A 23,787-nucleotide genomic window follows, 5' to 3' on the forward strand; every position below is an offset into this window, starting at 1 on the left:
CGCGGCGGCGAGGGCGAACGCGGCTCCGACGATCAGCGTGCGGGCGCCGTCACCGACGTCCGGCGTGTGCAGGCCGCGCAGCTGCCACAGGGCGACGGGTGGTCCCGCCGTCGCGACCAGGAGGGCCGGGACGCGCAGCCGGGCGGGCCGGATCCGCTGCCGGACGAGTGCCGCCAGGGCGACCATGGCGTACAGGCAGACCGGGACGTGGCCGGGGTGCGAGGACCAGTCGCCGGTGGAGAAGGCGATGCCCGTCCACATCAGCACGGCCGCGCACAGGGCCGGTACGGGTGCCACGACCCCGACCAGCGCCGGGAGGCAGACCAGCGGCTTCAGCACGCCGAGGAGGCCCTGTACCAGGCGGGCCCCGGCTCTGCCCGTGGGCTGGAGCGCCGGCCAGGCGAGGAGCCCGGTGCGCAGGGCCGCCCGGCGCGGATCCCGCGCCCGGAGCAGCCGGCCGGCCTCCTCGGCGCCGATCTCGCGGAAGGACGCCAGGGCCGCGTCGAACGCGGCCCGTGTGGGCAGGCCCGGCGGGTTCGGCGGGGAGTCCGGGGGCCGGTTGCCGCCCCGGAAGCCCTTGCGGTGCAGCTCGGCGAGGAGTGGCAGTTCCTCGTGGAGGATCTCGTGCTGGCGGACCGCGGTGAGCACGTCCCGCACCCGGTCCCAGGGGGCCACGTCCGGCCGGGTGGTGACGTCCTGCGCCCAGAGCTCCGTGAACGGCGGGCCGAGTGCCATCTCCCCCGGCGATCTCCTCGCCGAGCGCCGTGAGGTCCGCGGGGTCCCCGAACGCGTCGTGCAGGCGCTCGTCGGTGGCGACGACCGACACGAGGGCGGCGGCCCCGTCGAGACGGCCCCAGGTCCAGTCGCTCATCCGCCGGCGGGCACTGAGGAACGCGGCGAAGTTGTTCAGCTGGTTGCCGCTGAGCTTGGCCCTGACCATGTCCTCCGGGGAGTCCGGGGCCACCTGCGGCAGCACCGTGCGCGTGGCCCAACTGGTGTCGGCCGCCGAAACGGTGTGGAAGTCGATGTCGGTGGCCTCGGCCAGCGGGTCGGGGCGCAGCGGGCCGAGCAGCACCTCGGCGTACGCCAGCGCCTCGGCCATCGGCGGGCCGGCGCCGCGGGCAGCCGCGTGGAGGGCCTCGTAGCCGTCGACGTCGGGGCTCAGGTCCAGGCCGATCTCCTGGCCCAGGTCCGCCAGCCGCTCCCACAGGTGGCCGAAGCCCTCCGGGACCTCCGCCGGGCCGGTCGCGGGGACCTCGGGCGGGGAGCCGGCGCCGACCGCCGCCGCAAGGTTCGCCGCCCAGGTCTCCCAGTGCGCGGGCGCGGCCTCGGGCGGAGGCACGGGCGGCATGAGGGCGCCCAGCAGACAGGTCGCCTCTCCGTACGGGGCGGTGGCATCGGTGGGCATCAGCCCGAGGGACAGGGCGGCCCGGTAGCGGCCGAGCAGCAGCCGGTCCCGAGCGGCGTTCAGGGTGGCGACGGCGGAGCGGCACGCGAACAGCCGTGTCCGGTACGCCTCCACCAGCTCCGCCTCCACCGGCCCGGCACCGGACTCGTACGCCCTCAGCCAGTCCATGAGCAGCCGTACGGTACGTGCGAGGGCCAGCGGCGAGTACCCCGGGCCCGGCAGCGTGCCGGGCTCCACCGCCAGGCCGTCCGCCGCCCGGCGCAGCCGGGCGAAGAGGGCCGCCGAGCCCTCCGCCGCGCTCTCGTCCAGCGCCTCCAGCGGCCCCGGGCCCGCGGGCAGCGGCAGCGCGTCCGGGCCGGTCACCTCCGCCGGGTCCGCCAGCAGCCGGATCAGCCGCTGCGCCTCCGCCCGGCCGGCCGTGCGGGCGTACGGGTCCAGCCGGGCCATCGCCGCGTCGTACAGCTCGGTGAGGGTCAGGGGCAGCACCCCGAGGACGGCCCGCTGCTGCTCGGCCGCGGCCTCGGCGGCGCGCAGTTCGAGGGCGTCGTCGCGCAGGGATTCCGAGCCGGTCTTCACGGCCAGGGACTTCGCGGCCATCCGCACCAGCCGGGTGACGCGCCGGCTGCCGCCCGGCTCGGGAGGCGGCGGGAACGGGGGCACCGGCTGGAGGAACAGCAGCCGGCGGTCGGCCTTGCGGGCCACCGGGGCCCCGGCTACCGCCCGTACCGCCCAGGCGACGGGGATGTTGTCCAGCAGCCCGCCGTCCATGAGTTCGGCGCAGCCGTTCAGGTCCTCGTCGGGGTGGCCGCTCTCGCTGCTGACGCCGCGCATGTCCACCCGGGGCGGGTCCTCGACGGGCTGCGCGCCGTTGCCGACGTACACCCGGCCCGGTTCGAAGGCTCCCGGGAACGAGGAGGAGGTCCGCGCCGCGTACGCCAGCCGGTCCAGCGCCGTCTCACGGGCCGCGCCCGTGACGTCGTCGGGGAAGTCCGTCAGGGCGCCGCGGTGCCGGAAGCGGAAGTAGGCGTGGGAGCGCCCGACCGGAAGCGGCCGTCCGAGGGTGGGCCGGACCAGGTCCCGGCGGGGCCGCAGCCGGGTGGCCGTCAGGATCAGCCGCAGCGAGGCGGGCGGCCGCCGGTCCGGCGGGGCCTCGTCGACGAGCCGGCCCAGCGCACCGCGCAGCTCCTTGTAGAAGACCTCGTCCCCGCGCATCAGCGAGGCGGGCACGTGGAAGGGGGTGGAGCGGCGCAGCAGCCCTTCGAGGTCGCCCAGGCGCAGCCACAGGTCCCGCACGCCCCGGCCGAAGGGCATCCCGTACACGAGGTGGCAGGCCAGCAGGACGCCGTTGATCCCCCCTGCACTGGTTCCGACGAGGACGTCGATGTCGACGTCCTCGTATCCGCACGTGTCCAGCAGCCCTGCGTAGACGCTCGTTCCCGGGGCGGGCTGCTGCCCGGACGCCGCCCGGAGCGCCGCCGTCTCACAACAGGCCCCGCCCATCCATACGGCGAGACTGACCCCGCCGCGCATTGCGAGGGCCAGCCGCAGTTCCGTACTGCGCCGGCCCGGCCGGTCGTCGCTCATGCCTCCAGCTTGGCCCTGGATCAGGCGTGGCGCACCCGGGCGGCCACCACCTCGCGGGTACGGGTGGCGGAGCGGCAGAAGTTGCGTATCAGGCCGGAGAGTTCGTACCCCGGTTCCACCCCGAGTTCGCGTTTCACGAGGTCGCGGTACGTGTCGTAGGTGCGCATCGCCTCGATGAGGTTGCCCTCCGCCAAGTGGGCCTCGATCAGGGCCCGCTGGGCGCTTTCGCGCAGCGGTTCGGCGCTCACCGCGACCAGCGCGGACTCCACCGCTTCGGCGTGCCGGCCGACGCGGGCCAGCTCGCGGCTGAGCGCCTCCAGGGCGTGCAGCAGCCGCTGGCGGACGCGTTCGCGTTCCAGCAGCACCCAGTCGTCGTACCAGCCGGGCAGCAGATCGAGCGCGTCGGTACGCCATTTCAGCACCGAGAGGTCCTGGCTGGTGGCGGTGCCGCCGATGAGCCGCCCGGCCCAGCCGTACAGGACGTACAGGTCGACGACCGTGTGCTCGCGCACGGCGAGCGAGCACTTGTCGGAGTCGAGCAGGTCGATGCCGGAGGCCTTGAGCCGCCACAGCGCGGACCGCAGGTTCCCCGCAGCCCTCAGGTCGTCGCCGGACGGCCACAGCGTGCCCGCGGCATGCCGGCGTTCGACCCGGCCGCCGTTGAGCGCGACGAACGCGAGCAGGCGCTTGCCCCCTTCCGGCACGTCCAGCCATCTCCCCTGATGGACGACGCGCGGGCCGCCGAGGAGGTGGAGGGCCGGCGCCTCCCCCTGCCCGGGAACACGGACCGGTGACTCGAGGAACTGCTGATTCATAGGCGGTCCTCCTGCATAGAAGTCCGACCGCATATGCTATGCGCGCACCGTCACCGATCAGTCACCGAGTGCTATTTTTTCATCCGTCTCCGCGCTCTCCGTGCTCTGCGTGCCCTCCTCGCTCCTCCGGTCACTGCCGTCCCCGGGGTCGTAGCAGTGGCGCTGCTCCCTCCTGACGAACGCGACCCAGTTGCCGACCGGTGTCTCCCGGTCGTCGACGGGCAGCAGGATGTCCACGCCGACGGGCTCGGCCAGCCGGATGCGGTCGCGGTGCTGCGCCTCCTCCACCGCTCGGGCGACATCGGCGAGCGCGCACGAGCAATACCTCAGGTCCACCTGCTGCCCCAGGAGCGCACGGATCCCGCCGAGGGCGGCGCGCTGCTCCGGCTCGGGCGTGAACGGCAGGTACCCGGCGGGCGGCAGCTCCGCGATGCCCAGCTGCTCCAGGGTGTACGGGCCGGCGCCGGCGGCCGCCGGCCTGATCAGGGCGCCCTCGCCGATTCCGGTGATGAGCCGTGCGACCTCCTGGCCGAGCTGGTCCTTGGTGTGGCTCTTGAGGAACTGCTGTTCCCCGATGAGGGCCAACTGCTCCAGCAGCGGGCCCAGATCGGCCGCGGGCGCCTCCACGGCTCCCAGCACCTGCGTCAACTGGTCCTGGAACTGGAGGATCTGGGCCGTGTACGCGTCCCAGGGCCGCATGCCGAGCCGTGACTGCCAGTACCGGTACGGCGGGGCCGCGGCCCGGTCGCGGCGGGCGGCCCAGATGTCGACCTCCCACCCGTCGGGCCTGCCGGGGTCGCGCAGGAGCACCGCGAGCCGGACGGTCCCGGGCCGTCCGGGGCTCGCGGACGGCGGGGTCCAGGAGGGCGGCAGGTGTGCGCTGCCCGTCCCGTACGGCCACGGGGAGTGCTCCGTGCGTTCGGCCGCGAAGATCCGCGAGGCGAGGAAGTTGCGCCGGGAGGCGGGCAGTTGGTTGTCGAGGCCCCGCTCGGTGCCCTCCGCCAGCCGGATCCGGACGCCCTCCGAGACGTACGGACGCCGGGTGGTGCCCGTACCCGCGCACGGGTCGTCGCAGTAGCTGCCCTGCACCGGGGCATCGCCGTAGGGCCGGGAGTCGGGCGCCACCTCGACCCACCAGAACCCGTCGAGCCCGGGTTTCAGGCCGGTGAGCGGAAGCGTGACGAGGCGTTCCGAGCGCAGCGGGCGGCCCTCCGGGGAAACGGCGAGGCCGCCTCCGACACGGAGGATGCCGTCCTTGACGCTGACCTCGTAGCCCTCGACCACGCCGGGGCCGCCCGCCGCACCGACGGCCAGGGCGAGTTCGCGGGCGTAGTCCTGGATGCGGTTGAGGTGTTCGGCGCGCAGGAACAGCCCGTCGAAGGCGTTCAGCCGGTCGATCCCGCCGTCGGCGGTCGCGGACGGGGTGGCGGGCGGCCCTGTCGGTGGGTCGGCGGGCGGGACCCCCGTGGCGGCGGCTTCGCTGATCGTCATTCCTCGGTCCTCCCGGGGGCCGCCTGGCGCGGCAGATGGACGGTGACGACGGCGTCGTTCCCCTCGTCGGCAGTGCCCGGCGGGCCGCCTTCCAGGCCCGCGAAGGGCGCGCGCGGGTGCTCGCCGTACAGCGGCTTGGGCCCGGTGCCGCGGACGCGGATGCGGACCGTCTCGTACGCGGGCCGCTGGTCGAGGTCCACCTTGACCCGGCGGCCGTCGGCCGACACCCGGATCCCGGCGACCTCGTCGCTCGCCCAGCCCCGGCCGGCGCCGGAGAGCGAGGTGATCTCGATGCCCTCCGGTTCGGCGGAGCCCGCCGCGAGCGGGGCGGTGACCTCGAAGCTCAGCACGGTGTGCTCGCGGCTCCAGGCGAGGGAGCCGCGGATCAGGCGCGGGCCGCCGGCGTCCGCCTCGGCGGCGGCGCCGATGATCCCGGGCGCCAGGCCGCACACCAGCTCCTGGACGGTGGTGGTGGGCAGGGCCGCGGTGCGGACGGACGGGTCGGCGCGCACCTCCTCGATCCGTACGCAGCCGTCGTACTCGGTGAGTTCGACGGTGAGGCGGGCGAGGACGACGGGGGCGTGGTCCTCCGTCACCGGCGCCCACGGCGGGCACATGTCGCCCTCCTCGCGCTCCGGCGCCAGTGCGGTGGCGTCTGCGGCGGCCAGCCGGCGGAACGCGGCGAGCAGGGCCGGCGCCCGCAGGTGCGCCGGGACCCGGGCCACTTCGGCGGCCTCCCGCAGTGCCTCCTGGCCTGCGGCGTCCCCCGGGACGGCCTCGTCGAGGCCGAGGAGGACCCGTACGCGGTGGTACGGGCGCCAGGGCGCGGGGGCGGTGGAGCGGATGGTGATCCGCGCGGTCTCCACGATCCGGGAGAAGTCGTCGTGCCGGCGCGTGACGTCGCACGGGTCCGCCAGGGCGGGCACCGGCCGGTCCGGGCAGGACGCGAACTCCGCGAGGATCCAGGCCTCGACGGTACGCCGCCGGGGAGGCCCGGGCTCGGAGTCCTCGGCTGCGGGCGAGGCGGCGGTCTGCGGGCCCTCCTGCGGCGGGTGCGCGTCGATCCAGTCCCGGGCCCATGCGGTCAGGGACACGCACCAGGCCGTCTCCAGGGTGAGCTCGCGGCCGAGCCCGTCGACGGCCAGCCCGGGCAGCACCCGGAGCTCGTCGCCGTCGCGGGCGACCCCGAGCCCCCAGATGACGCCGGGGCCGTGCAGCCAGGCGTTGTGCAGCATCAGCTTGCCGCGCGGATTGCCCATCAGGACGCGGAAGTCGTCCTCGCCGAGCAGCATCCCGAAGGCCACGCGCAGCGCGAGGAAGGGGTTGACGGGCAGCTCGTCCCCGCCGCAGGGGCCGGGATCGCACGGCCCGCCTCCGTGCGCGGGGTCGGTGGGCAGGTCCGGGGCGGACCCGCCGCCGCAGCCGCACGGGGTGCTGCCGGAGCCGAGCGCCGTCATGAGCTCTCCTTCTGGGTACGCCTGTCGATCACCAAGTGGGCGGAGGGGGACGCGGAGCCGACGGCCGAGTCGAATGCAGGGCCGACGGCCGAGTCGAGGGCCCGCGCGGCCCGCCGGTCCGCGGCGGCGCCGCCCGGCCGGGCCGGCTCCCCGGGGAAGGGGCGGCCCGCCTTCCCGTACTCGCGCCGCATCGCGTCGACGAGGTGGCCCTGGCGGACCGCTCCCCCGTCGTCCGCCGCCCGGAAGGCCGCGCCGATCGCGGCGTTGCGGATCCAGCCGCCGGGCACCGGGTAGTACTGCGCGAGCCCCGCCAGGTCCACGTCGGCGTGCAGCAGGGCGCGGGGCAGGTGCAGCTCCCACATCCGGTACCGGCCCGCCTCGTCGGGGAGCGGGAACTCCACGACGAAGTCCATCCGGCGGATGAACGCGGCGTCGATGTTCTGCCGCAGGTTGGTCGTCAGCACGGCCAGCCCGTCGAACCGGTCGAGCCGCTGGAGCAGATAGGCCGTCTCCATGTTCGCGAACCGGTCGTTGGCCTCGGAGACCTCCGTACGGGTGGCGAACAGGGCGTCGGCCTCGTCGAGGAGGAACACCGCCTGCGTGCGCTCGGCCACTTCGAAGCAGGCGGCGAGGTTCTTCTCCGTCTCGCCGATGTACTTCGAGACCAGCTCGGAGCCGTCGACCACCAGCAGGTCCCGGCCCGCCTCGGTCGCCAGTACCTCGGCGGCCAGCGATTTGCCGGTACCGGGCGGCCCGGTGAGCAGCAGCCGTACGCCGCGGGCGGCCCGGGCGGCCTCCCGCAGCCGCCAGTCGTCCAGCACCAGCGCCTGGTGGCGCAGCCGCGCCACCGCGTCCCGCAGCTGCCCGTCGGCCTCCCCGCCGAGGACGAGCCGCGGCCAGCGGGCGTCCGGGCTGACCAGGTCGGCGCCCGAGGGCAGCAGCGCCCCGGCGCGGGCCCGGATGGCGCCGGAGACGTCCGGGCTGCCCCCGGCCTCCTCCGCATCGGGGGCCAGCCCGGCGCGGCCGTGCACGTCGAGGGCGACCTGGGCGGTGAGCGCCGGGTCGAGCGGGTGCCGCGCCGCCAGTTCCGGGGCGTGTTCCGGTGCTTCGGGCAGGGCCGCCCGCCAGGCCGTGCGCCGGTCCGCCGTGCCGATCGGCCCGACCGGCACGGTGAGTACGGGCCGCTGCGGCCCGGGGCGTACGGTGCCCGGCGCGGCGCAGATCAGCAGCGGCCCGGGGATCCGGCCGACGGCGGGGGTGACCGGGCCCGCCCCGCCCGCCGGGGCCGGCACCACCAGCAGCGGCACGGCGTCCCGTACGGCGGCGTGCAGCCCCAGCAGCCCCATGGCGCCGGGGTCTTCGGGGCGGGTCCGGGCGGCGAGCAGGCCGAGTCCGGCGGCGCGGGCGAGGGCGGCGCAGCGGCTGAGCGCGACGGTCTCGTCCCGGGCGCCGACCAGCAGGACGCGGGGCTCGCGCGAGCGCAGGGCGGCGACGGCCCGGACGCTTTCGGGGAGTTCGAGCCAGCCGTCGAGTCCGGCGACCGGCGGGCCGGGGTCGGCCTCCTCCAGCGCGGCGGGCCAGGCGGGGTAGCCGTGCAGGGCCTCCCACAGCCCGTCGGCGAGGGTCAGGGAGCGTTCGTGGAAGGGGCCGTCGCCGGTGAGGGCGAGCACGCCCGCCCGTACGGCCGGGCCTTCGTGGAGCAGCCGGCGCAGGACGACCCGGTCCGGTGCGTGCCCTGGTCCGCCGCCTTCGGCTCCGGTACGGGCCGCGCAGTCGATCAGCAGGCCCGCGAGGCCCACGCTGGGGTGCGGGGCGCCGCCGGGGTTCATGGTGCGGAACGTCCGGGCCAGGCCCTCGTGTTCCTCGGGGAGCCCGGCGAACAGGACGAGTTCGGTCTCCAGGGAGCCGAGCCCGAACCGGTCCACGAGCCGGTCGAGCGGGGTGAAGGCCGGGGGCCGCGTGCCGGGGGCGGCTGCGGCTGCGGCGCGGTGCGTGGCGCTCTCGGCCCAGTCGCGCAGTAACGCGGCGGATCCGCCGACCGCCTCCTCGCTGCACAGGGTCTCGAGCAGCTCGGCCACCCGGACGGCGACGGCGGCGGCCCGGCGGGAGAGGTCGCGGCTGATGCGCTCAGACATAGCGGTACCTCACCACCGCGCCGAGCCAGCCCACCCAGCCCGGGTCGAGGTCCAGCCCGGCGCGGCGGACGGCCAGGTCGGTGTCGCCGACGGCGAGGTGCACCTCGATCCATCCGGTCTCGGCGGTGATCCGGCCGGGGCGGCGGGCGACGGCGGCGACGGCGCCGAACGGGTCGTCCGCGTACCGCTCGTCGCCGAGGCGGGCGGCGGTGGCCCGCGCCCAGTCGGCGGCGAGCGCGCTCACGGCGGCCTGCTCGGGCGGGGCCGCCACGGCGGCGCGCAGGAGCCCGGCGGCCCGGTCGGGGCCGAGCCCGGCGAGGGCGAGGGCGGCCGGGTCCCCGGGCGCGAGGGCGGGGACGAGGGCGCGGGCGGCGGCGTGCAGCACCCAGGGCAACGGCCGTGCAGCGAGGGCTGGTTCGCCGAGGGCACGGTCCGGGAGTCCGGTCTCGGCCGCCGCGGCGAGCAGGAACAGCAGCCCGGCCCAGCCGGTGGCCGCGCCGCCCGCCGGATCGGCGGCCGGCTCCTCGGCCGGCGGACCGTCCTGCCGGGGTGCCCGTACGGGGCCCTGCGCACCGGGGTCGCCGGCCGCGGGGGCGGCCGGCGCCGGGCCGGTCCCGGCCGCATCGGCGCGGGGCGGGATGGCGGCGGGGGGCTCCTGCGGCGGCGCGCCCCGGCCCGGCGGGGCCTCGGGGCGGTCGGCGGGCTGCGCCGGGGCCTGCTCACCGGACCCGGCGGGCTCGGCGGCCGCCCCGGTGTCCGGCAACTCCCCGAGCTGCGGGACCTGTTCGGGATCCGGCAGCGCGGGGGCGCCGCCGAGGGTCCGCAGGCCGTCCGCCAGCAGCCCGCGCAGCCCGGGGCGGGCGGAGGGCCGTTGCAGGGATGCCGGGTCGGTTTCGGCGAGGACGAGCACGGCCCATGCGGCCAGGGTCGGTCCGGCGGGGCGCAGCCCGCTCTCGCGGACCAGCGCGGCCAGCCGCGATCCGGCGAGCAGGGCCCGGGCGCGCGCACGGGTACCGGGGCCGGGCGGCGGCGGTCCGGCGGCCTCCTCCGACGCATGGTCCCGACCGGCGGCGAGGGCGGCCAGCCGCTGCCAGCCGTCGCGCCCCCACGCCCGGTCCAGTGCGGCGAGCCCGCAGTCCTCGGCGGCGCGGAGCACGGCGGCCGCGGCGTGCTGCGGGTGGCGTTCCAGTGCGGCGAGCAGCGCCGGGCCGGGCGCCGCGTCCGGGGCGGGGTCGCCGGGGCGGAGGATGCCGGTCTGCCGCCAGGCCCACAGCCGTTCGCGGCGCCCGGCGGCGAGGCCGGCGACCGCGTCGGCGAGCAGTTCCACGTCGTGCCGGTAGTGCACGAGCGCGGCCGCGCGGCCCTCGCGTACGGTCCGTTCGATCGCGGCGGCGACCGCCTCGGACCAGTCGCGCGCGAGCGCCGGATCGGGGCGGGCCAGGTCGAGGCCCAGGGTCAGGTCGAGGCGGGCCAGGCACCAGTGCCCGGGCGGCAGGACCAGGCCGCGCAGGGCCGACTCCAGGGCGCCGTCGACCGCGTGCCGCAGCGGTCCGCGCAGCCGGTCCGCTGCGGGCGGCTCCTCGGCGGGGTCGTGGCGCAGGGTCGCCGACAGCCGGTCGATGACCACGGTGGGGCCGCTCATCCGACGCGCACCGCCCCGGCGATGGTGCTCTCGCCGACGCGGGAGCCGGCGGCGGGCACGCCCACGATGCCGTCCTCGCCGACCCGGACCCGGCCGACGACCGCGGGACCCCAGGCCGCGCCCGGGCCGACGACGGAGGTGAGCCCGAGGTGCAGGGTGCGGCCGATCCGCATGCCCGCGCCGAGCGGACAGATGTCGACGAGGGTGTGGGCCGGTTTGTGGGCCTCCACGATGGCGCGGACGACGTCGAGTTGCCCGGCGCTCGGATCGGCGGGGATGAGCACGCTGAACCGGTGTGCGGTGGCGGTGTAGCCGTCCTCTCCGGGCCGGGTGCCGCCCACGGTGAACCGGCCCAGCGCCCCGGAGGTGCCTGCCGCGCCGCCGACGGCCGGTGCGGGGGCTCCGCCGGGTCCGGCGCCGAGCACCGCTCCGCCGAGTCCGCGCAGCCGCCAGTGCTCCACCACGCTGATGGGCAGCGGGAGATAGAGCCGCAGGATGCGTTCGAGGCAGGCCACCGTCCCGCGGATGCGGAACAGGTCGTACGCCTGGGCGATCAGCTCGCGCCGGGCGGCCACGGGCCAGCGCCGGTCCAGGGCCAGGCCCAGCAGCCCGGCCAGCCACCCGAGGGCCTCCTGCGGGGTGGCCCGGGGGTCGAGCAGGAGGGTGCGCAGGGCGGCACGGGAGTCCAGTTCGTGCAACAGGCCTTCGGCGGGGGCGAGGAAGCACTGCAGGAAAGCGGCGTCGGCCTCGTCCCGGCTCCAGGCCCTGGGGAGCGCCGCGGGCAGCCGGTGTCCGGGCCGCTCCACGCGCAGGCCCCGGATGCGGGGGCTCAGGCGCAGGGTGCCGGCGAGCCGGAGCACGATCCACAGGTAGCGGCCGGGCGGGGCCTGCACGGGGGCCTCGTACGTCTCGAACCCGTCGTCGGGGTCGATCTGCGCCCAGGGCAGTTCGCGGCCGGTCGGGCGCCGGAACAGCGGCGCGGAGGGCGGCAGCCGGTCGGCGTAGAGGGCGCGGGAGGGCAGCGGCGGGGTGCGGTCGGCATGGCGCACGGAGCGCGGGCCGCGGACGGGCGGCGACCAGGGCAGCGGGTCGGGGACGGTGTCCTCGTCCGTGGTCAGGAAGCTGACGCGGACCTCGGTGCCGGGCGGGATGCAGGCGTCCATGAACAGCCGGCCCCAGCGGGTGCGGTACTCGCCGGCGTCCAGGCGGTAGCCGATGACGCTCCCGGCGGGGGTGTACCGGGCGGCGGGCCCGGCGGTACGGGCGAGGCCGTCGGCGGTGGTGAACGCGACGCGGCCGTCGGGGTCGACGGTCATGGCGCCGCCGTCGTAGCCGGGGGCCCGCAGGGGTTCGATCTCGGCCCAGGCATGGCCGTCCGTACGGAATCGCCGGAACGGCTGCCCGGGGGCCCGGGCCACGACCAGTGCCCCGTCGGCGGTCAGATCGAGGTCGGTGGCGTCGTCCACGACGAGCGGGACGGTGCCGTCGGCGCGGGCGACGACGGCGCGCCCGCCGGCCGCCCCGGTCCACAGCACGTGGAGGTGCCCGGCGTGGTCGGCGATCCGGGTGGGGCGCAGGCCGTCGCTGCCGGGCGGGCGGCGCAGTACGGGTCCGCGCAGCGGGCCGCGGCGGCCCTGGAGCAGCACGACCCCGGCGGGCCGGGTGACGAGGACGGCCACCGCCCCGCAGTGGGCGGTGACGTCGAGGGGCCGGCGGTGCGGCCGGTCCGCGCTGCGGACGGGGACCCGGCGCAGCAGCCGCTCGCCCCACAGGTCGACGACGTGGACGGCGCCGGCGCCGGACTCGGCGATGAACAGCCGCTGGGCGGCGTCCACGGCGAGGCCGCGCGGGACGCACAGGGTGCCCGGCCGGTGGTGGGGCGCGCCCTCGTCGCCGCCACCGGGCGGGATGACCTCCACGCGTCCGGCGCGCGGGTACGAGCGGTAGGCGCGGCCCCAGCGGTCGAAGGCGAGCCCGGCGGGTCCGTGCCCGGCCGCACCGGGGTCCGGCCCCGCCTCCGGCTCGGGTTCCCAGGCGAGGCAGACCCCGCCCTCGTCGAGGAGGGCGGTGGACTCGTGGCGGCAGCGCAGCCACTGGTCCGGGTCGGCCAGGACGCCGATCGCGCGGTCGCCGTACATCAGCACACCTCCGGGGGCAGCGGTACGACGACGGGGTCGCCGGGGGGCGGTGGCGGGGAGCCGTAGCCTGCGCCGACGGGCAGCGGGCTGCCGGTGACGACGGTGATCCCGGCGAGCCGCGGCACCTCCCACGGGTTCAGCGGGACGAGGGGCAGCGGGGTCCATCCCGTACCGGCGCGCCGGGCCAGCAGCAGTTCGTCCTCGAGGTACTCCAGGCCCTCCACCTGGACGGCGACGGCCTCGAGTTCGGCGCGCCGCACGGCCCGGCCCAGCGGCCAGCCCGCGCCCTCGGGACCGTACGGCGGCAGCGGGGCGAGGTACTGGCGCAGGATCAGCTCGACCCAGCGGCGCACCGCGTCGGGCTGGTAGCCGTCCCGGGTCCGGATGCCCACGGACACGGCGATGTCCACGTAGGTCGGCGGGATGACGTACAGCTCGGTGGTGACCAGACGCCTGGGGGTGAGGTACGCGGCCACCTGGCGCAGCAGGGCGAGGTCGGGCAGCGGGGCGCCGGGGTCGCGCAGGTCCTCCGTGGGAAGGACGAGCACGCTGACGACGCCGGCGGCGGGCTGGGTGGGTGTGTCGGGGTGCAGCAGGGGCAGCGTCTCGGCGCGCCGTACGCCGGGGACTTCGAGGGCGAGGGAGCGGAAGTCCTCGGAGGTGACGGCCCGGTCGCGGCGGTGCACCTCGGCGGGCAGGGCGTCGAGGGCGTCTGCGAGGGAGGCCGCGTCGGCGCCGCCGTACGCCGGGAGCGGGTTGGTGACCTTGACGCCGGCGACGCCGGTGAGTGCGCCGATGGCGCCCGCCGGGACGTTCCCGGCGGAGCCGCCGCCGTACCGGTAGGCGAGGACGCGGATGCGTTCGCCGATCTGGGGCAGTCGGCAGCGGGTGCCGAAGCGGACGAGTCCGGCGTCGGCGTCGAGGGTGTAGTGCCGGTCGAAGGGGCCGCCGGCGGCGAAGTCCTCGACCTCGGTCCAGGGCCGCCAGCCGTCGGCCTCCTCGACCTCCAGCCGGACGCTGCCCGCGAGGACGGGGTGCCTGGTGAGGCGCAGGACCTGGCCGGCGTCGGCGGTGCCGGTGCCGAGGAGTTCGGGTGCGGCGGTGCGGGCCTGGACGGCGCCGACGGCGTTGGCGCCGACCCAGCGGATGCGGTGGATGGCGTCGTTCTCGTCGGCGGGCCGGCGTACGCGCAGCCAGCCCAGGACCCGGGCGGCGGTCTTCTCGTCGTCGAGCGGCGGCGGGCTGTGCAGGCCGCCGCTGCCGGTGCGGCCCCGGGGGTGCGTGGGGAAGGCGGCGGGCAGCTCGACGGAGACCACGCCGGTGGTGGTGAGCCCGCGGCTGGTGTCGCCGAGCACGGCGAGGGGCGTGAAGGGGGTGGGGGCTTCGGGGCCGTTCCACAGCTCGCAGAGGAAGCCGGGCGGGGCGCTCACGAGGTCACCCGCCCGCATCCGGGTGGGGTCGTGGGGGTCACGGGCGCGCAGGTCGTAGGGGCGCGGGAGTTGCTCGTCGGGGACGACGCCGACGAAGAGCGTCCGGCCGGCGAGCAGGCGGGGGTCGGTGGTGTTCTTGGCGAGCAGGGCGATCCACAGGGACCGGTCGAGGGTGGTGCTGACGTCGAGGGGCGGCAGGTCGGGGTCCAGCGGGTCGTCGGGAACGGCGGTGGTGACGTAGAAGGAGACGGGAGCCCCGGAGGCCACCCGCTTGCGCTCGCCCTTCGGCAGGGCCTCGACCGCGTTCTGCCGGCGTCGGCTCTCGGCGGAGCCGGGGGCCTCGGGTGCGGGCGTCTTGCCGACGGCGAGGGTCTCCAGGGGCCAGGCGACGACCTCGTTGTCGGTCTCGAAGGCGACCGCGCCGGCCCGGGCCTCGGCTCCGCGCAGCACCTGCACGCCCTCGGGGCGTTCGGTCTCCAGGACGAGGAGGGTGCGGGCGGTGAGCGCGGGGCGCGGCCGGACGCCGAGCAGCCGCAGGAAGGCGACCTTCGTGGCGTCGGGGATCTGGTTGAAGCGGAAGAGCAGTGACTCGCCGAGGTGCGCGAAGAGTTCGAGCAGGGCGATGCCGGGATCGCCCGCGTTGTGGTCGGTCCACTCGGGCGCGTAGACCGGGATCCGCTTGACCAGCTCGTCCCGGAGCTGTTCGAAGGTGCGGTCGTCGAGGATGGGGCCGATCAGCGGCATACCGTCGTCACCCGGCCTCTACCGCAGGTAGAAGGGGTAGACGAGGTTGGCCGGGCGCAGGTCGAGCAGGTGTACGTAGGCGATGTCGATCCACACCAGGGTCGGCTCCTCCCCCGGGGTCACGGCGACCTCGGTGACCCGGATCCGGGGCTCCCAGGCGGTGAGCGCCTCGGCGATCTCGGCGGCGATCGCGGTACGGGTGGCGGGGGTGTTGGGGGCCATGAGGTGGCGGCGCAGTCCGCAGCCGAAGGTGGGGCGCATGATGCGCTCTCCGGGCTCGGTGTCGAGGATCGTCTCGACGGACTGCCGGACCGCGGCGGCCCCCGCGACCCACCCGAGCCCGCCGCCGCTTCCGGGCCGGAGCGGGAACCGCACCCCGGTCCCGAGCCGGGCCTCGCCGGCCGCCGCCTCCAACGGGCCCGCGGCCCCGGTCGTCGCTGTGCTCACGGTCATAATCCCGATCCTGCCGGGCGGCCGTCACCGTGGCGTCTCGGATGCCCCGTCAGGTCCGCCCCTTCGCCTTGGCGGCGATCCGGCCCACGACGTACGTCCGCGCCTCGTGGTAGAGCCGGACGGCCCGGGCCATGGCCGCAGGGTCGTACCACTTGTGCATCCACTCGGCCTGCGGCCACGGGGTCTCCCCCCGCGAGCTGTTGGGGCCCCGCTTCTGCAGTCGCACGTTGGCCTCGTTGTGCAGGATCGCCATGCGCTCCGCGTGGCTCAGTTCGGCCACGCCCGGCAGCCCGGAGAACTCCTTCTTGGACACGACGTGGTCGTACGAGATCTCGGCCGGAGCGAGAGGCAGCAGCGCATACTCGTCCAGGCCCTTCGCGCGGCTGTTCACGACCTTCTCCTTCGCACTGGGCACCTTGGAACCCGCCAGGGTCGAGTAGACCGTCGCCGACGCCGTGCGCTCACGGGCCTCGGCCTGCTCCTTGGCCAGCGCCGTCGCGCTGTCGGCCGCGCCGGCCGCTTCCGCGGCCTCGTGGAGGTACACCGCGAGATCCCGGAGCGTGATGCCTGCCTGAGGGACCCCGGGGAACACCTTCCGCAGGACCTTCCTGTCGGTCTCGTTGAGGCTCTGCGCGATCGGCCCTCCGGAGGGCACGGGCTGCCGGAGGCGAGCCTGGCGGATCCGGTTCCACAGCCTGCGCACGTACGCGGTCAGCTCTTCGTCGGTCTTCGGCGCGGGATCCGCAGCCACCGCCGTCCGTCCCGGTCCTGCCGCCCCGACGTCGGCATCGATCTGCGGGACCTTCTTCGTGGTCGGGTTCATGGCGGCCGTGACCTGCCATTTGCCCGCGACCAGCTCCGCGTCCAGGGCGGTGAAGCCGTGCGTCTTCTTGATCCCGGCCAGGGCGTCGCGCAGTTCGGCCGCGTCCTGCGGGTCACGGTGGGACCTCTCCGCGAGCGCACCCAGGGCGTGCAGCCCGGCGAGCCAGCGGTGCTGGACGGCCGGGGACGGGGGCGCGGCCTCCGGCGCCGCCGGCTTGCCCCTGGCCGGGGCGGGGGTGGGGGCCGCGGCCTTCGGCGGGGCCTTCGCCGCGGGTTTGGCGGGGGTCTTGGCCGGGGCCTTGGCGGGGGCTGCCGGGCCGCCGGGGTCCTTCCAGGCGCCCTTCTTCTGCTCGTCCTTGGCCGACTTGGCCGGGACGTGGTCGCCCACCAGGTCCGTCAGGAACTTGTCCGCGCTGAAATCCACCTCGCCGAAGGTGATCTCGGGGACCTTCCCCGATCCCAGGACGTGTTCGACATCCGCCCCGATGCCGAACTCCCCGGGCAGCGGGTATTCGAGCTGGGCCAGCGGCCAGTTCCAGCGCTTGTCCGGCGCCGGGGACCACCACGGGCTGTCCAGTTCCACGAAGAGCTCGCCGCCGAGACCCAGGAAGGGCTGGGCCGCGATCTCCATGTGCCCGGCCAGGAAGAACTCCCCGTGCTTGCCCGCCTTCGGATCGGCGACCTCCCGGTAGCCGATCACCGGCGTGGCCTCGACGTAGCCGCGGACCCCGGCGAGCGCGATGAGCGCGATGCCCGCCTTGATGTCGTGGCCGAGGAGCTGGATGCCCGCGCCGCCCTCGCCCTTGAGCCGCAGGCCCGCGTAGGCGGAGATGTTGAGGGTGCCGGTCAGGCCGAAGCTCTTGAGCACCTCCGGTTTGGTCGACCAGGTGCCGGTCAGCTCCATCCGGTCGAGCGTCGCGGGGCCGACCCTCGCCTCCGCTTCGAGGCCGATGCTGGCGAACAGGAAGACGTTGCCGACCAGCGGGACTCCGTAGAGGGCGCGGACCTCGAACTTCGCGAGCTGCTTGAGGTATTTCTTCTGCTCGAAGAGCGGCTTGTCCATCTTCGGCAGGATCTTGCCGACCACCGTCACATCACCGTGGTGGTCGACGACCATCAGCGCCTCACCGCGCAGCCAGTCCGCCAGCTGCACGCTGACCGCGCCCCAGCCGGCCACCACCCGGGGGCCGGGCCGCGGACCCGCGGGCTCCGCCGGGGCCGCCGCGGCATCCGGAGCCGCCGCTTCCCCGGTCACCGCCTTCGAGGACTTGACCTGCTCGGGGAGTTGACTGTCCGTCAATTCCTTTGCGGTCCGGGCATCGGTGGCGACCAGCGTCACCTGGCCGTCGAACTTGTCGTTCGCGTACCGCACGGTGCCCCGTACGTCGACGAGCCCCGCCGCGAAGGCGGCCGTCACCTGCCCGGTGAACCCGCGCAGCGCCACGTCGACGACCGCCTTCCCGGACAGCGCCCCGTCCGGCCCCCGGACCACCGGCACCTCCACGGAGCCGAGCCCGGCCACGGTGCCCTTCGCCACGGCGTCGAAGGTGACCAGCTCGCCCGCGATGCCGAGGCTGCCGGAGGCGCTGAGGAAGCCGCCGAGCGTGAAGGACATCCCGCCGGCTTTCACGACGAGAGTCGCGCCGCGCAGCTCGTTCTCCACGCCCGGCAGGCGCAGACCGCCCACTCCGTGCCAGCCCAGCGCCTTGGCGCAGCCCTCCATCCGGGCGAGCAGGGCGAGCGGGCCGTCCAGCAGAACGCCCTTCACCCGCGCCGAGGCGTGCCCCTCCAGTACGCCGCCGTGGACGCGCAGGGCGAGCACCGGCTCGATGCCCTCGGTGCGCAGCGGCAGGAGCAGCGGGTGCAGCAGCGGGATCGACTGGAACCCGCTCCCGGGTCCGGTGACGATCCCCTGGTCGGTCTTGTGGAGGTGGAGGGTGCCGGCCGCGACCTGGCCGAGGCGGACCCGTACGGGCCCGCCCGCGGCCCCCTTGCGGTCCAGGTACTCCCCGACCGGTGCGGGCACGGCGAGCGCCGCCCCGCCCTGCAGGGCCAGTTCCTCCTTCGGGACGTCGGGCGCGACGACGACGCGGGACAGCTCGTCCGCGAGCTTTCCGGGTGCGGCGGCGGGCGCGGGGCCCGCGGGGGCCGGTGCGGGTGCAGCGGGAGCCGGGACGGGAGCGCGGGCCGGTTCCCGGGCCGCGGGGGCCGGAGCGGCCATCTCATCCCCCCTCGCACAGCGGGTCGTCGACCGGTGGCTCCGGCCGGGGCGCCGCCGGGACCGGGGCGGTGGCGGGCGGTGTGACCAGGTCCACCAGGTCGTCGAGGTCGTCCTGGGCGAAGGCGTCGCTCGCTTCCCTGAGGCGGGCGCCCGCGCCTTTGGCGCCGAGGAGTTCGTCGAAGGCGTCCGTCTCCGCCTGTCCCATGTCGGCCAGGGTCCTGGTGCCGTCGAAGAAGGCCTTCAGCGCGGCGGCCGCCTCCAGCGAGGGCGGCAGGCAGAAGCGCAGGGCGAGCAGCCACCACAGCTGGAAGAGGAACACCACGATCGGCAGGAACATGCTGAACACGAAGAACGCCACGATCATGAAGATCTCGAGGGCGAACGTGCAGGTCCGCGGGACGGTGCCGCCGACCGAGCCGCCGCTCGGGGTGCCGCCGCCCGGATCGAAGGACATCTGCGAGCCGGGCGGGCTGGTGATCGCCACCCCGCCGGGACCGGGCGGCGCGGCGGCCCGGGCGGCCACCGCCCGGAAGTCGGGCATCGTGATGGAGATCTTCCGGTTCTTGGTGCCTTCGGGGTCGAAGAACGGGGCGAGCCGGAAGGGCTCGGTGGGCTTGCTCCAGGAGACCTGCGGCGGGCAGTGCTCGTGGCCCGGCCGCGGGGTGCGCCGTACGAAGCAGCGCAGTTCGTACACGGAGCGGTCGTCGAGCTTGGGGGCGCCCCGGTCGTCGTGGTCGGCGGAGCCGGTCGGCACCACCCCGAACCACAGCGACCGCTCCGGCGGCGGCGCTCCGTGCCCGCAGTCGCCCGAGCGGGCGGGCAGCCGCCACATCGGCAGCTCCTGCTCCCGGTCCTCGGGCCGGCCGGCCGGCGGCGGCTCGCCGAGCCTGCGCCACTGCCCGCCCGCGGCTCCGGCCATCCACGCCTGGGTCTTCTTCTTCAGATCGACCTGGCCGAGGAGTTCGCGGTTCGCCTCCTCGAACGCCGTACGGTGCGCCAGGTCGGCCCACAGCACGTCCTGGGCCTCCGACAGGTAGGGTCCCGCGTCCGAGCCGGCTTGGTTACCGGCCGCGCGCAGCTCGGAGGTCAGCCTGCGGGAGAGCGTGCGCAGCACCTTCGGCGGCGCGCTCATCTCCACGTGGCGCCGGCGCATCACGAACCCCACCTCGAGGCCTTCCGCGGACTGCGGGCGCGGCAGCCCGGGCCGGTCGCAGAAGAGCTCGACGACGACCGCGTAGAACCGCTCGTGGCTGGGCTGGTAGAGCTTGCGCAGCCGGGTGCGGACGAGCTGATGGGTGGCGAACCGGGCCCGTCCCGGGCCTCGGTCGGTGAGGTCGACGGGTACGGGGTACGACCAGACGTCCTCGTCGGGGTCGAACCGCAGCGAGTCGCGCGGATCCGCCACGAGCGCCCGGACGAACTCGGCGGAGGCGTACTTCTGCAGCGCCGGGGTGTGCGCCGAGGGGTCGAAGCGGTCGAAGTGCCCGCGCTCGCAGGCGTACCAGGGGGCGAGGACCTTGAAGCCGTGGCCGTGCCCGTCGGCGGCCGCGGCTGCGGCTGCGGCTGCGGCTGCGGCTGCGGCGGTCACCAGATGTTCCCGGCGCCGGGGGTGTAGGCCGGGGAGATCACCACTTGCTCCGTGACCAGCGTTCCGCATTTCACCAGGCCGCTGAAGGTGGACAGCGGGGCGTTGACCGCGACCACGGGCGCCTTGACGTCGACGGACACGTTCGCCTGGACCTCCACGGCGGTCGGCGTCAGCCGCACCACGCATCCGCCGCTGTGCCGGATCGTCACCTGCTGCGTGGCGTCGTCGAGGGTCACCTCGTGGCCGGACGCCATGGTGATCCGCACCTTGGCCGCGCCCCGGGTGTCGTCGAACTCCAGCCTGCTGTCGGCCCTCGACCGCAGGGCGCGCAGGTTGTTGGCGTCCTCCGGCTCGTGCGGCAGGGCGGTGCGGCCGTTCCAGGCCGCGCCGAGTACGTACGGGCGGCGCGGGTTGCCCGCCTCGAAGGCGACGACGACCTGGCTGCCCACCTCGGGCAGCACCAGCAGGCCCTGCTCGTCGTCGGCGTACGGGGAGCAGAGCGTGGCCCAGGCGCGTACGTCGCGGTCCCCGTCCGTGCCGAGCCAGGGGAAGCGGACCTCGACCCGGCCGAGCCGCTTCTCGTCGACGATGTCGGTGACGAACGCCGGGTAGACGCCGAAGTAGCCGGGGGCGGAGCCGTCCGCGGGAGCGGGCAGGGACATCACACCACCTCGTTCAGGCTGGAGCGTTCGGCGTCGAAGCGGGTGCGGAAGCCGTGGTCCGCGTCGAAGGTGTGCCGGATCCGGGTGACGTGGTACCCCTCCCCCTCGAACGGCGCGCCGACCGAGCGCAGGGTGAGCCTGCCGCCGACGACGAGATCGGGGCTGCCGTTGGTGGTGCCCGCGACGGTCACGAACCGGCGTCCGCGGCGCAGCATTTCGGCGCGCGCCCAGGTCTCGGCCTCCTCGGCGGTCAGGGCGGCCTCCCGGACGCGCAGGCTGGCGCCGGGCCCCAGTGCCCGGGCCAGGAGTCCGGCCCCGGTGCGGCCGCCGGCCGTCTCCGCCTCGACGACCTCGGGGCCGGCGCGCTCGTCGACGACCTCGCGCCGGTCGGCGTCGTAGCCGGTGACGACGACCTCGCTGCGCTGGTGGGCCAGGTCGGCGGCGAGCCGGACCGACATCAGCTCGCTGCCGTAGACGAGGGTCTGCGGGGTCGTGCCGCGGCTGCCGCGGGGGCGGAAGTGCAGGGTGCGGCCGGTGGCCCACAGCTCGGCCTGGACGAACCGGGCCCGCTCCCGCAGGAAGGCCAGATCGCTCTGGTTGAGCTGCTGCAGGACGTCGTAGCGGGGCCCGGGGACGTCCGCGTCGGCGGCGAGCCCGTGCTCGCGCGCCACTTCCTCGGCGACTCCCGCGTCGGTGGTGTCGTGGTACGTGCGCATCCGGCGGGTCATCCGCAGCCGCATCAGGGCGTCCTCGGCGTGGACGAGGACGAGCGGCGGTTCGCCGTCGCCGAGGACGAGTTCCAGGCCGGAGACGACGCCTTCGAAGACGTAGCGCTGGCGGGAGGGCGGGCCGAGGGCGACCTTGAGGGCGCTGCCGAGGCCGACCGTGGACCCGTCGAGGTGCCGCAGCCGGTCCTGGGGGCCCTTGGCCCCGGCGCCGACGGCGAGGAAGTGCGCGCGCAGGGTGCGCAGTCCCTCGACGCCTTCGGCGACCTCCAGGCGTACGCAGTCCCGCGCGAGGTCCCTGACCAGGGCGCCGCCCACTTCGAAGACGGGCGAGACGACCGCGATCGCCGGCTCAGTCATCGAAGCCCTCCGCCGCGACGCGGGCGGCGAGCCAGGCGGCCCGTTCGCAGGCCTCGCGGTGGTGCTCGGCGGCCGCCCACTTCCCGCCGGCCCGGTCCTGGCCGGCGGCCGGCGGGGCGGCGCCGCCCGCGGGCACGACGTCGGTGTGCAGCTCTCCGATGTACACGCTCATGGCGGGCCTCCTCGCGGTGTCCACCTCAGGGTGGTCCGGCCCGCGTCACGGCCGCGTTGCTCGCAGTCGGCGGCGGCCCGGCCGGGAGCGGCGGCCGGCAGCCGCTCCCACGGGGCGGCCCCGGGGTCGGGCGGCGCGATCTCCTCGCGCCGGGCCCGGTCGGCGAGGCTGCGGCCGCCGCCGGCCCGGACCTCGGCGAGGGTCCCGGGATCGGCGCGGGCCCGCAGCGGTATGCCCCGGCCGTAGCCGAGGGAGCGCCGGTCGGGGACCTGCGGCGGGGCGTACCCGGCCGGTCCGGGCCGGGCCGGTTCGCGTACGGGCGAGCCGGCCGGGACCGCGCCGCCCGGCGGGCCCGCTGCCGCGGCGGCCGGCACCTCGAAGCTCTGCCGGGCCCGCGAGGTGGCGCAGTCCACTGCGGCGCCCGCCACGATGTCCGCCGACGCGGCGATCCCGCCCCCGGCGCTGAGGACGAAGCCGGCGAGCGCCGGATCCGCCCCGGGCCCGCCGCCGGTGCCCAGCGCCGCGGCCAGGCCCCCGACGGAGGTCGGCGCGGCGTCCCCGGCGAAGCCCGCCGAGAGGCTGATCCCGGCAGCGGCCGCGAACCCCGCCGAGACCTCCGCGCCCAGCTGGACGGAGGCCCCCGCGGCCAGGGTCAGCGGGCTGTCGAGCCCGCTCATCGCGCCGCGCCAGGCCGCCGGGTCGAGCCCGAGCCGGGACAGCAACTGCTGGGCGGACTCGCCGTCCTGGGCCTGGACCACCTGCCGGGGCCGGTTCGTGCCGGAGGTGCCGGGCGCGGCTCCGGTCCGCTGGTCGCCGGCCTCGGTGGCGGTCCGGGCGTCGCGGGTGGCGGGGCCCTCGGCGTGCGCCTGGTACGCGAAGTTCTGCTCGACGATGGTCACCCCGACCTTGGCCCGCAGCGGGGTCCCGTCGGGCGCGAAGTGGTCGAGCTCCTCGTTGACCTGCGTGACGATGCCGTTGTAGCGGAGCGTGCCCCAGACGAAGCGGACGGCCGGCGGCGGGTCGGAGGTCTTCGCCGGGGGTTCGACGAACTGCCGTACCAGGGCGGTCCAGCGGCGTACGTCGACGTACTGACCGCCGCCGCGCTGTTCGGCGGTGTCGAATTCGAGGTCGAAGGTGAGGGTCGAGCCCTCCTGGGCGGGATGCTGGACCTTCTGGTTCCTCGTGGTCGTCCCACCCCGGTCGACGTTGTTGTTGCGGCTGATCCGCAGCGTGGCCGGGTTGAACTGCACTTCGAGGGGCCGGCTGTCCTCGGCCTCCTTGACCAGCGGCGGCTGGTCCTTCCCGGGCTGGGCGGTCACCGTGAGCCGCTGCAGGGTGGCGTGGACCAGGGCCGTCACGGGGTCCGCTCCAGGCGCAGGCCCTCGTGGGCGATGTGCAGTTCCTCCACGGCGATCTCCCCCGTACGGGCGTTGAGCGTCGGTCCGGTGATCTTCAGCGGCAGTCCCCGGACGAACGTCCAGTGCGCGACGACCCGTCGGCCCGCGGGGTCGAGCACCTCCACGTCGCCGTCGTACCGGGGAACGGGGGCGCCGCCGGCGACCATGCCGTGCAGCCAGTCCCACAGGCTCGTGTCGGCGCTCCCCCCGTCCGAGGCGACGAGCATGCCCCGTTTGAGGACGAGCGGCTGGAGCCTGACCCGCCCCACCCGGCGCACCACTTCGTCGTTCGCGCCGCCCTGCAGGTACTCGCGGACGTCGGCCTCCAGGGCCAGCCCGGCGCACTCCTGGAACCCGCCGTCGCCGAGCCGGTCGGGGGCCCGGTCCGCCGCGCCGGGGCCGACCGCCGCGGAACCGGGCGCGCCGGCCTCGGACGGCGGCCGGGGGATGACGGGAGGTGGCTCGGCGGTCCGGCCGGGCGTGGCGCTGCGCGTGAGCCGCACCCGGAATCTGAAGGTCTGCACGAGCTCGGGCACGTTCACC

16 protein-coding genes are annotated in these 23,787 nt (G+C 76.1%); all 16 read right to left on the minus strand.

Annotation, left to right across the window (positions count from 1 at the left end):
- Positions 1-49: 49 nt before the first annotated feature.
- From OHT74_RS08315 to OHT74_RS08390, 16 genes are read right to left on the minus strand one after another with little or no spacing between them, the layout of a single operon-like run.
- Positions 50-2,992: a patatin-like protein gene (locus OHT74_RS08315; protein WP_328619875.1), complete on the minus strand. Its 2,943-nt coding sequence runs from the start codon at positions 2,990-2,992 to the stop codon at positions 50-52.
- A 20-nt stretch (positions 2,993-3,012) separates the two neighbouring features.
- Positions 3,013-3,807, minus strand: coding sequence for an AfsR/SARP family transcriptional regulator (locus OHT74_RS08320; protein WP_328619876.1), 795 nt, complete (start codon positions 3,805-3,807; stop codon positions 3,013-3,015).
- A 57-nt stretch (positions 3,808-3,864) separates the two neighbouring features.
- Entirely contained in the window at positions 3,865-5,298 is a 1,434-nt protein-coding gene (locus OHT74_RS08325) for a hypothetical protein (protein ID WP_328619877.1), read from the minus strand.
- Positions 5,295-6,755, minus strand: coding sequence for a hypothetical protein (locus OHT74_RS08330; RefSeq protein ID WP_328619878.1), 1,461 nt, complete (start codon positions 6,753-6,755; stop codon positions 5,295-5,297). The genes OHT74_RS08325 and OHT74_RS08330 overlap by 4 nt, the downstream gene beginning before the upstream one ends.
- Positions 6,752-8,890, minus strand: a complete 2,139-nt coding sequence (locus tag OHT74_RS08335) for an ATP-binding protein (protein WP_328619879.1) — start codon at positions 8,888-8,890, stop codon at positions 6,752-6,754. Before OHT74_RS08335 ends, OHT74_RS08330 begins: the two co-directional genes overlap by 4 nt.
- On the minus strand, positions 8,883-10,532 hold the full coding sequence (locus OHT74_RS08340; protein WP_328619880.1) for a hypothetical protein: 1,650 nt from the start codon (positions 10,530-10,532) through the stop codon (positions 8,883-8,885). Before OHT74_RS08340 ends, OHT74_RS08335 begins: the two co-directional genes overlap by 8 nt.
- Positions 10,529-12,670 (minus strand): phage tail protein, encoded by a 2,142-nt coding sequence (locus OHT74_RS08345; protein ID WP_328619881.1) that lies wholly within the window; start codon positions 12,668-12,670, stop codon positions 10,529-10,531. The genes OHT74_RS08340 and OHT74_RS08345 overlap by 4 nt, the downstream gene beginning before the upstream one ends.
- On the minus strand, positions 12,670-14,844 hold the full coding sequence (locus tag OHT74_RS08350) for a putative baseplate assembly protein (protein WP_328619882.1): 2,175 nt from the start codon (positions 14,842-14,844) through the stop codon (positions 12,670-12,672). Before OHT74_RS08350 ends, OHT74_RS08345 begins: the two co-directional genes overlap by 1 nt.
- An 18-nt stretch (positions 14,845-14,862) precedes the next feature.
- Positions 14,863-15,297 carry a GPW/gp25 family protein gene (locus OHT74_RS08355; RefSeq protein WP_328619883.1) on the minus strand — a complete coding sequence of 145 codons (435 nt, stop codon included), beginning with the start codon at positions 15,295-15,297 and terminating at the stop codon, positions 14,863-14,865.
- A 49-nt stretch (positions 15,298-15,346) separates the two neighbouring features.
- A complete protein-coding gene (locus OHT74_RS08360) occupies positions 15,347-18,340 on the minus strand; it encodes a hypothetical protein (RefSeq protein ID WP_328619884.1) in 2,994 nt (997 codons plus the stop codon).
- A 1-nt stretch (position 18,341) separates the two neighbouring features.
- Complete coding sequence (locus tag OHT74_RS08365) at positions 18,342-19,928, minus strand: hypothetical protein (RefSeq protein WP_328619885.1); 1,587 nt, start codon at positions 19,926-19,928, stop codon at positions 18,342-18,344.
- Positions 19,925-20,590, minus strand: a complete 666-nt coding sequence (locus OHT74_RS08370) for a phage baseplate assembly protein V (protein ID WP_328619886.1) — start codon at positions 20,588-20,590, stop codon at positions 19,925-19,927. The genes OHT74_RS08365 and OHT74_RS08370 overlap by 4 nt, the downstream gene beginning before the upstream one ends.
- Positions 20,590-21,675 (minus strand): phage late control D family protein, encoded by a 1,086-nt coding sequence (locus OHT74_RS08375; protein WP_328619887.1) that lies wholly within the window; start codon positions 21,673-21,675, stop codon positions 20,590-20,592. The genes OHT74_RS08370 and OHT74_RS08375 overlap by 1 nt, the downstream gene beginning before the upstream one ends.
- The gene (locus OHT74_RS08380; RefSeq protein ID WP_266662151.1) at positions 21,668-21,847 is read right to left on the minus strand and encodes a hypothetical protein; all 180 of its coding nucleotides are present in this window, start codon (positions 21,845-21,847) and stop codon (positions 21,668-21,670) included. Before OHT74_RS08380 ends, OHT74_RS08375 begins: the two co-directional genes overlap by 8 nt.
- On the minus strand, positions 21,844-23,205 hold the full coding sequence (locus OHT74_RS08385; protein ID WP_328619888.1) for a CIS tube protein: 1,362 nt from the start codon (positions 23,203-23,205) through the stop codon (positions 21,844-21,846). The genes OHT74_RS08380 and OHT74_RS08385 overlap by 4 nt, the downstream gene beginning before the upstream one ends.
- Positions 23,202-23,780, minus strand: coding sequence for a phage tail protein (locus OHT74_RS08390; protein ID WP_266997834.1), 579 nt, complete (start codon positions 23,778-23,780; stop codon positions 23,202-23,204). The genes OHT74_RS08385 and OHT74_RS08390 overlap by 4 nt, the downstream gene beginning before the upstream one ends.
- Positions 23,781-23,787 lie beyond the last annotated feature (7 nt).

The organism is Streptomyces sp. NBC_00354 (assembly GCF_036106915.1).
GTDB lineage: Bacteria > Actinomycetota > Actinomycetes > Streptomycetales > Streptomycetaceae > Streptomyces.

What these genes read in the sequence shown, in the direction of transcription:
- OHT74_RS08315 (WP_328619875.1), bottom strand. Translation starts at nt 2,992, where the DNA reads ATGAGCGACGACCGGCCGGGCCGGCGCAGTACGGAACTGCGGCTGGCC.
- OHT74_RS08320 (WP_328619876.1), bottom strand. Translation starts at nt 3,807, where the DNA reads ATGAATCAGCAGTTCCTCGAGTCACCGGTCCGTGTTCCCGGGCAGGGG.
- OHT74_RS08325 (WP_328619877.1), bottom strand. Translation starts at nt 5,298, where the DNA reads ATGACGATCAGCGAAGCCGCCGCCACGGGGGTCCCGCCCGCCGACCCA.
- OHT74_RS08330 (WP_328619878.1), bottom strand. Translation starts at nt 6,755, where the DNA reads ATGACGGCGCTCGGCTCCGGCAGCACCCCGTGCGGCTGCGGCGGCGGG.
- OHT74_RS08335 (WP_328619879.1), bottom strand. Translation starts at nt 8,890, where the DNA reads ATGTCTGAGCGCATCAGCCGCGACCTCTCCCGCCGGGCCGCCGCCGTC.
- OHT74_RS08340 (WP_328619880.1), bottom strand. Translation starts at nt 10,532, where the DNA reads ATGAGCGGCCCCACCGTGGTCATCGACCGGCTGTCGGCGACCCTGCGC.
- OHT74_RS08345 (WP_328619881.1), bottom strand. Translation starts at nt 12,670, where the DNA reads ATGTACGGCGACCGCGCGATCGGCGTCCTGGCCGACCCGGACCAGTGG.
- OHT74_RS08350 (WP_328619882.1), bottom strand. Translation starts at nt 14,844, where the DNA reads ATGCCGCTGATCGGCCCCATCCTCGACGACCGCACCTTCGAACAGCTC.
- OHT74_RS08355 (WP_328619883.1), bottom strand. Translation starts at nt 15,297, where the DNA reads ATGACCGTGAGCACAGCGACGACCGGGGCCGCGGGCCCGTTGGAGGCG.
- OHT74_RS08360 (WP_328619884.1), bottom strand. Translation starts at nt 18,340, where the DNA reads ATGGCCGCTCCGGCCCCCGCGGCCCGGGAACCGGCCCGCGCTCCCGTC.
- OHT74_RS08370 (WP_328619886.1), bottom strand. Translation starts at nt 20,590, where the DNA reads ATGTCCCTGCCCGCTCCCGCGGACGGCTCCGCCCCCGGCTACTTCGGC.
- OHT74_RS08375 (WP_328619887.1), bottom strand. Translation starts at nt 21,675, where the DNA reads ATGACTGAGCCGGCGATCGCGGTCGTCTCGCCCGTCTTCGAAGTGGGC.
- OHT74_RS08380 (WP_266662151.1), bottom strand. Translation starts at nt 21,847, where the DNA reads ATGAGCGTGTACATCGGAGAGCTGCACACCGACGTCGTGCCCGCGGGC.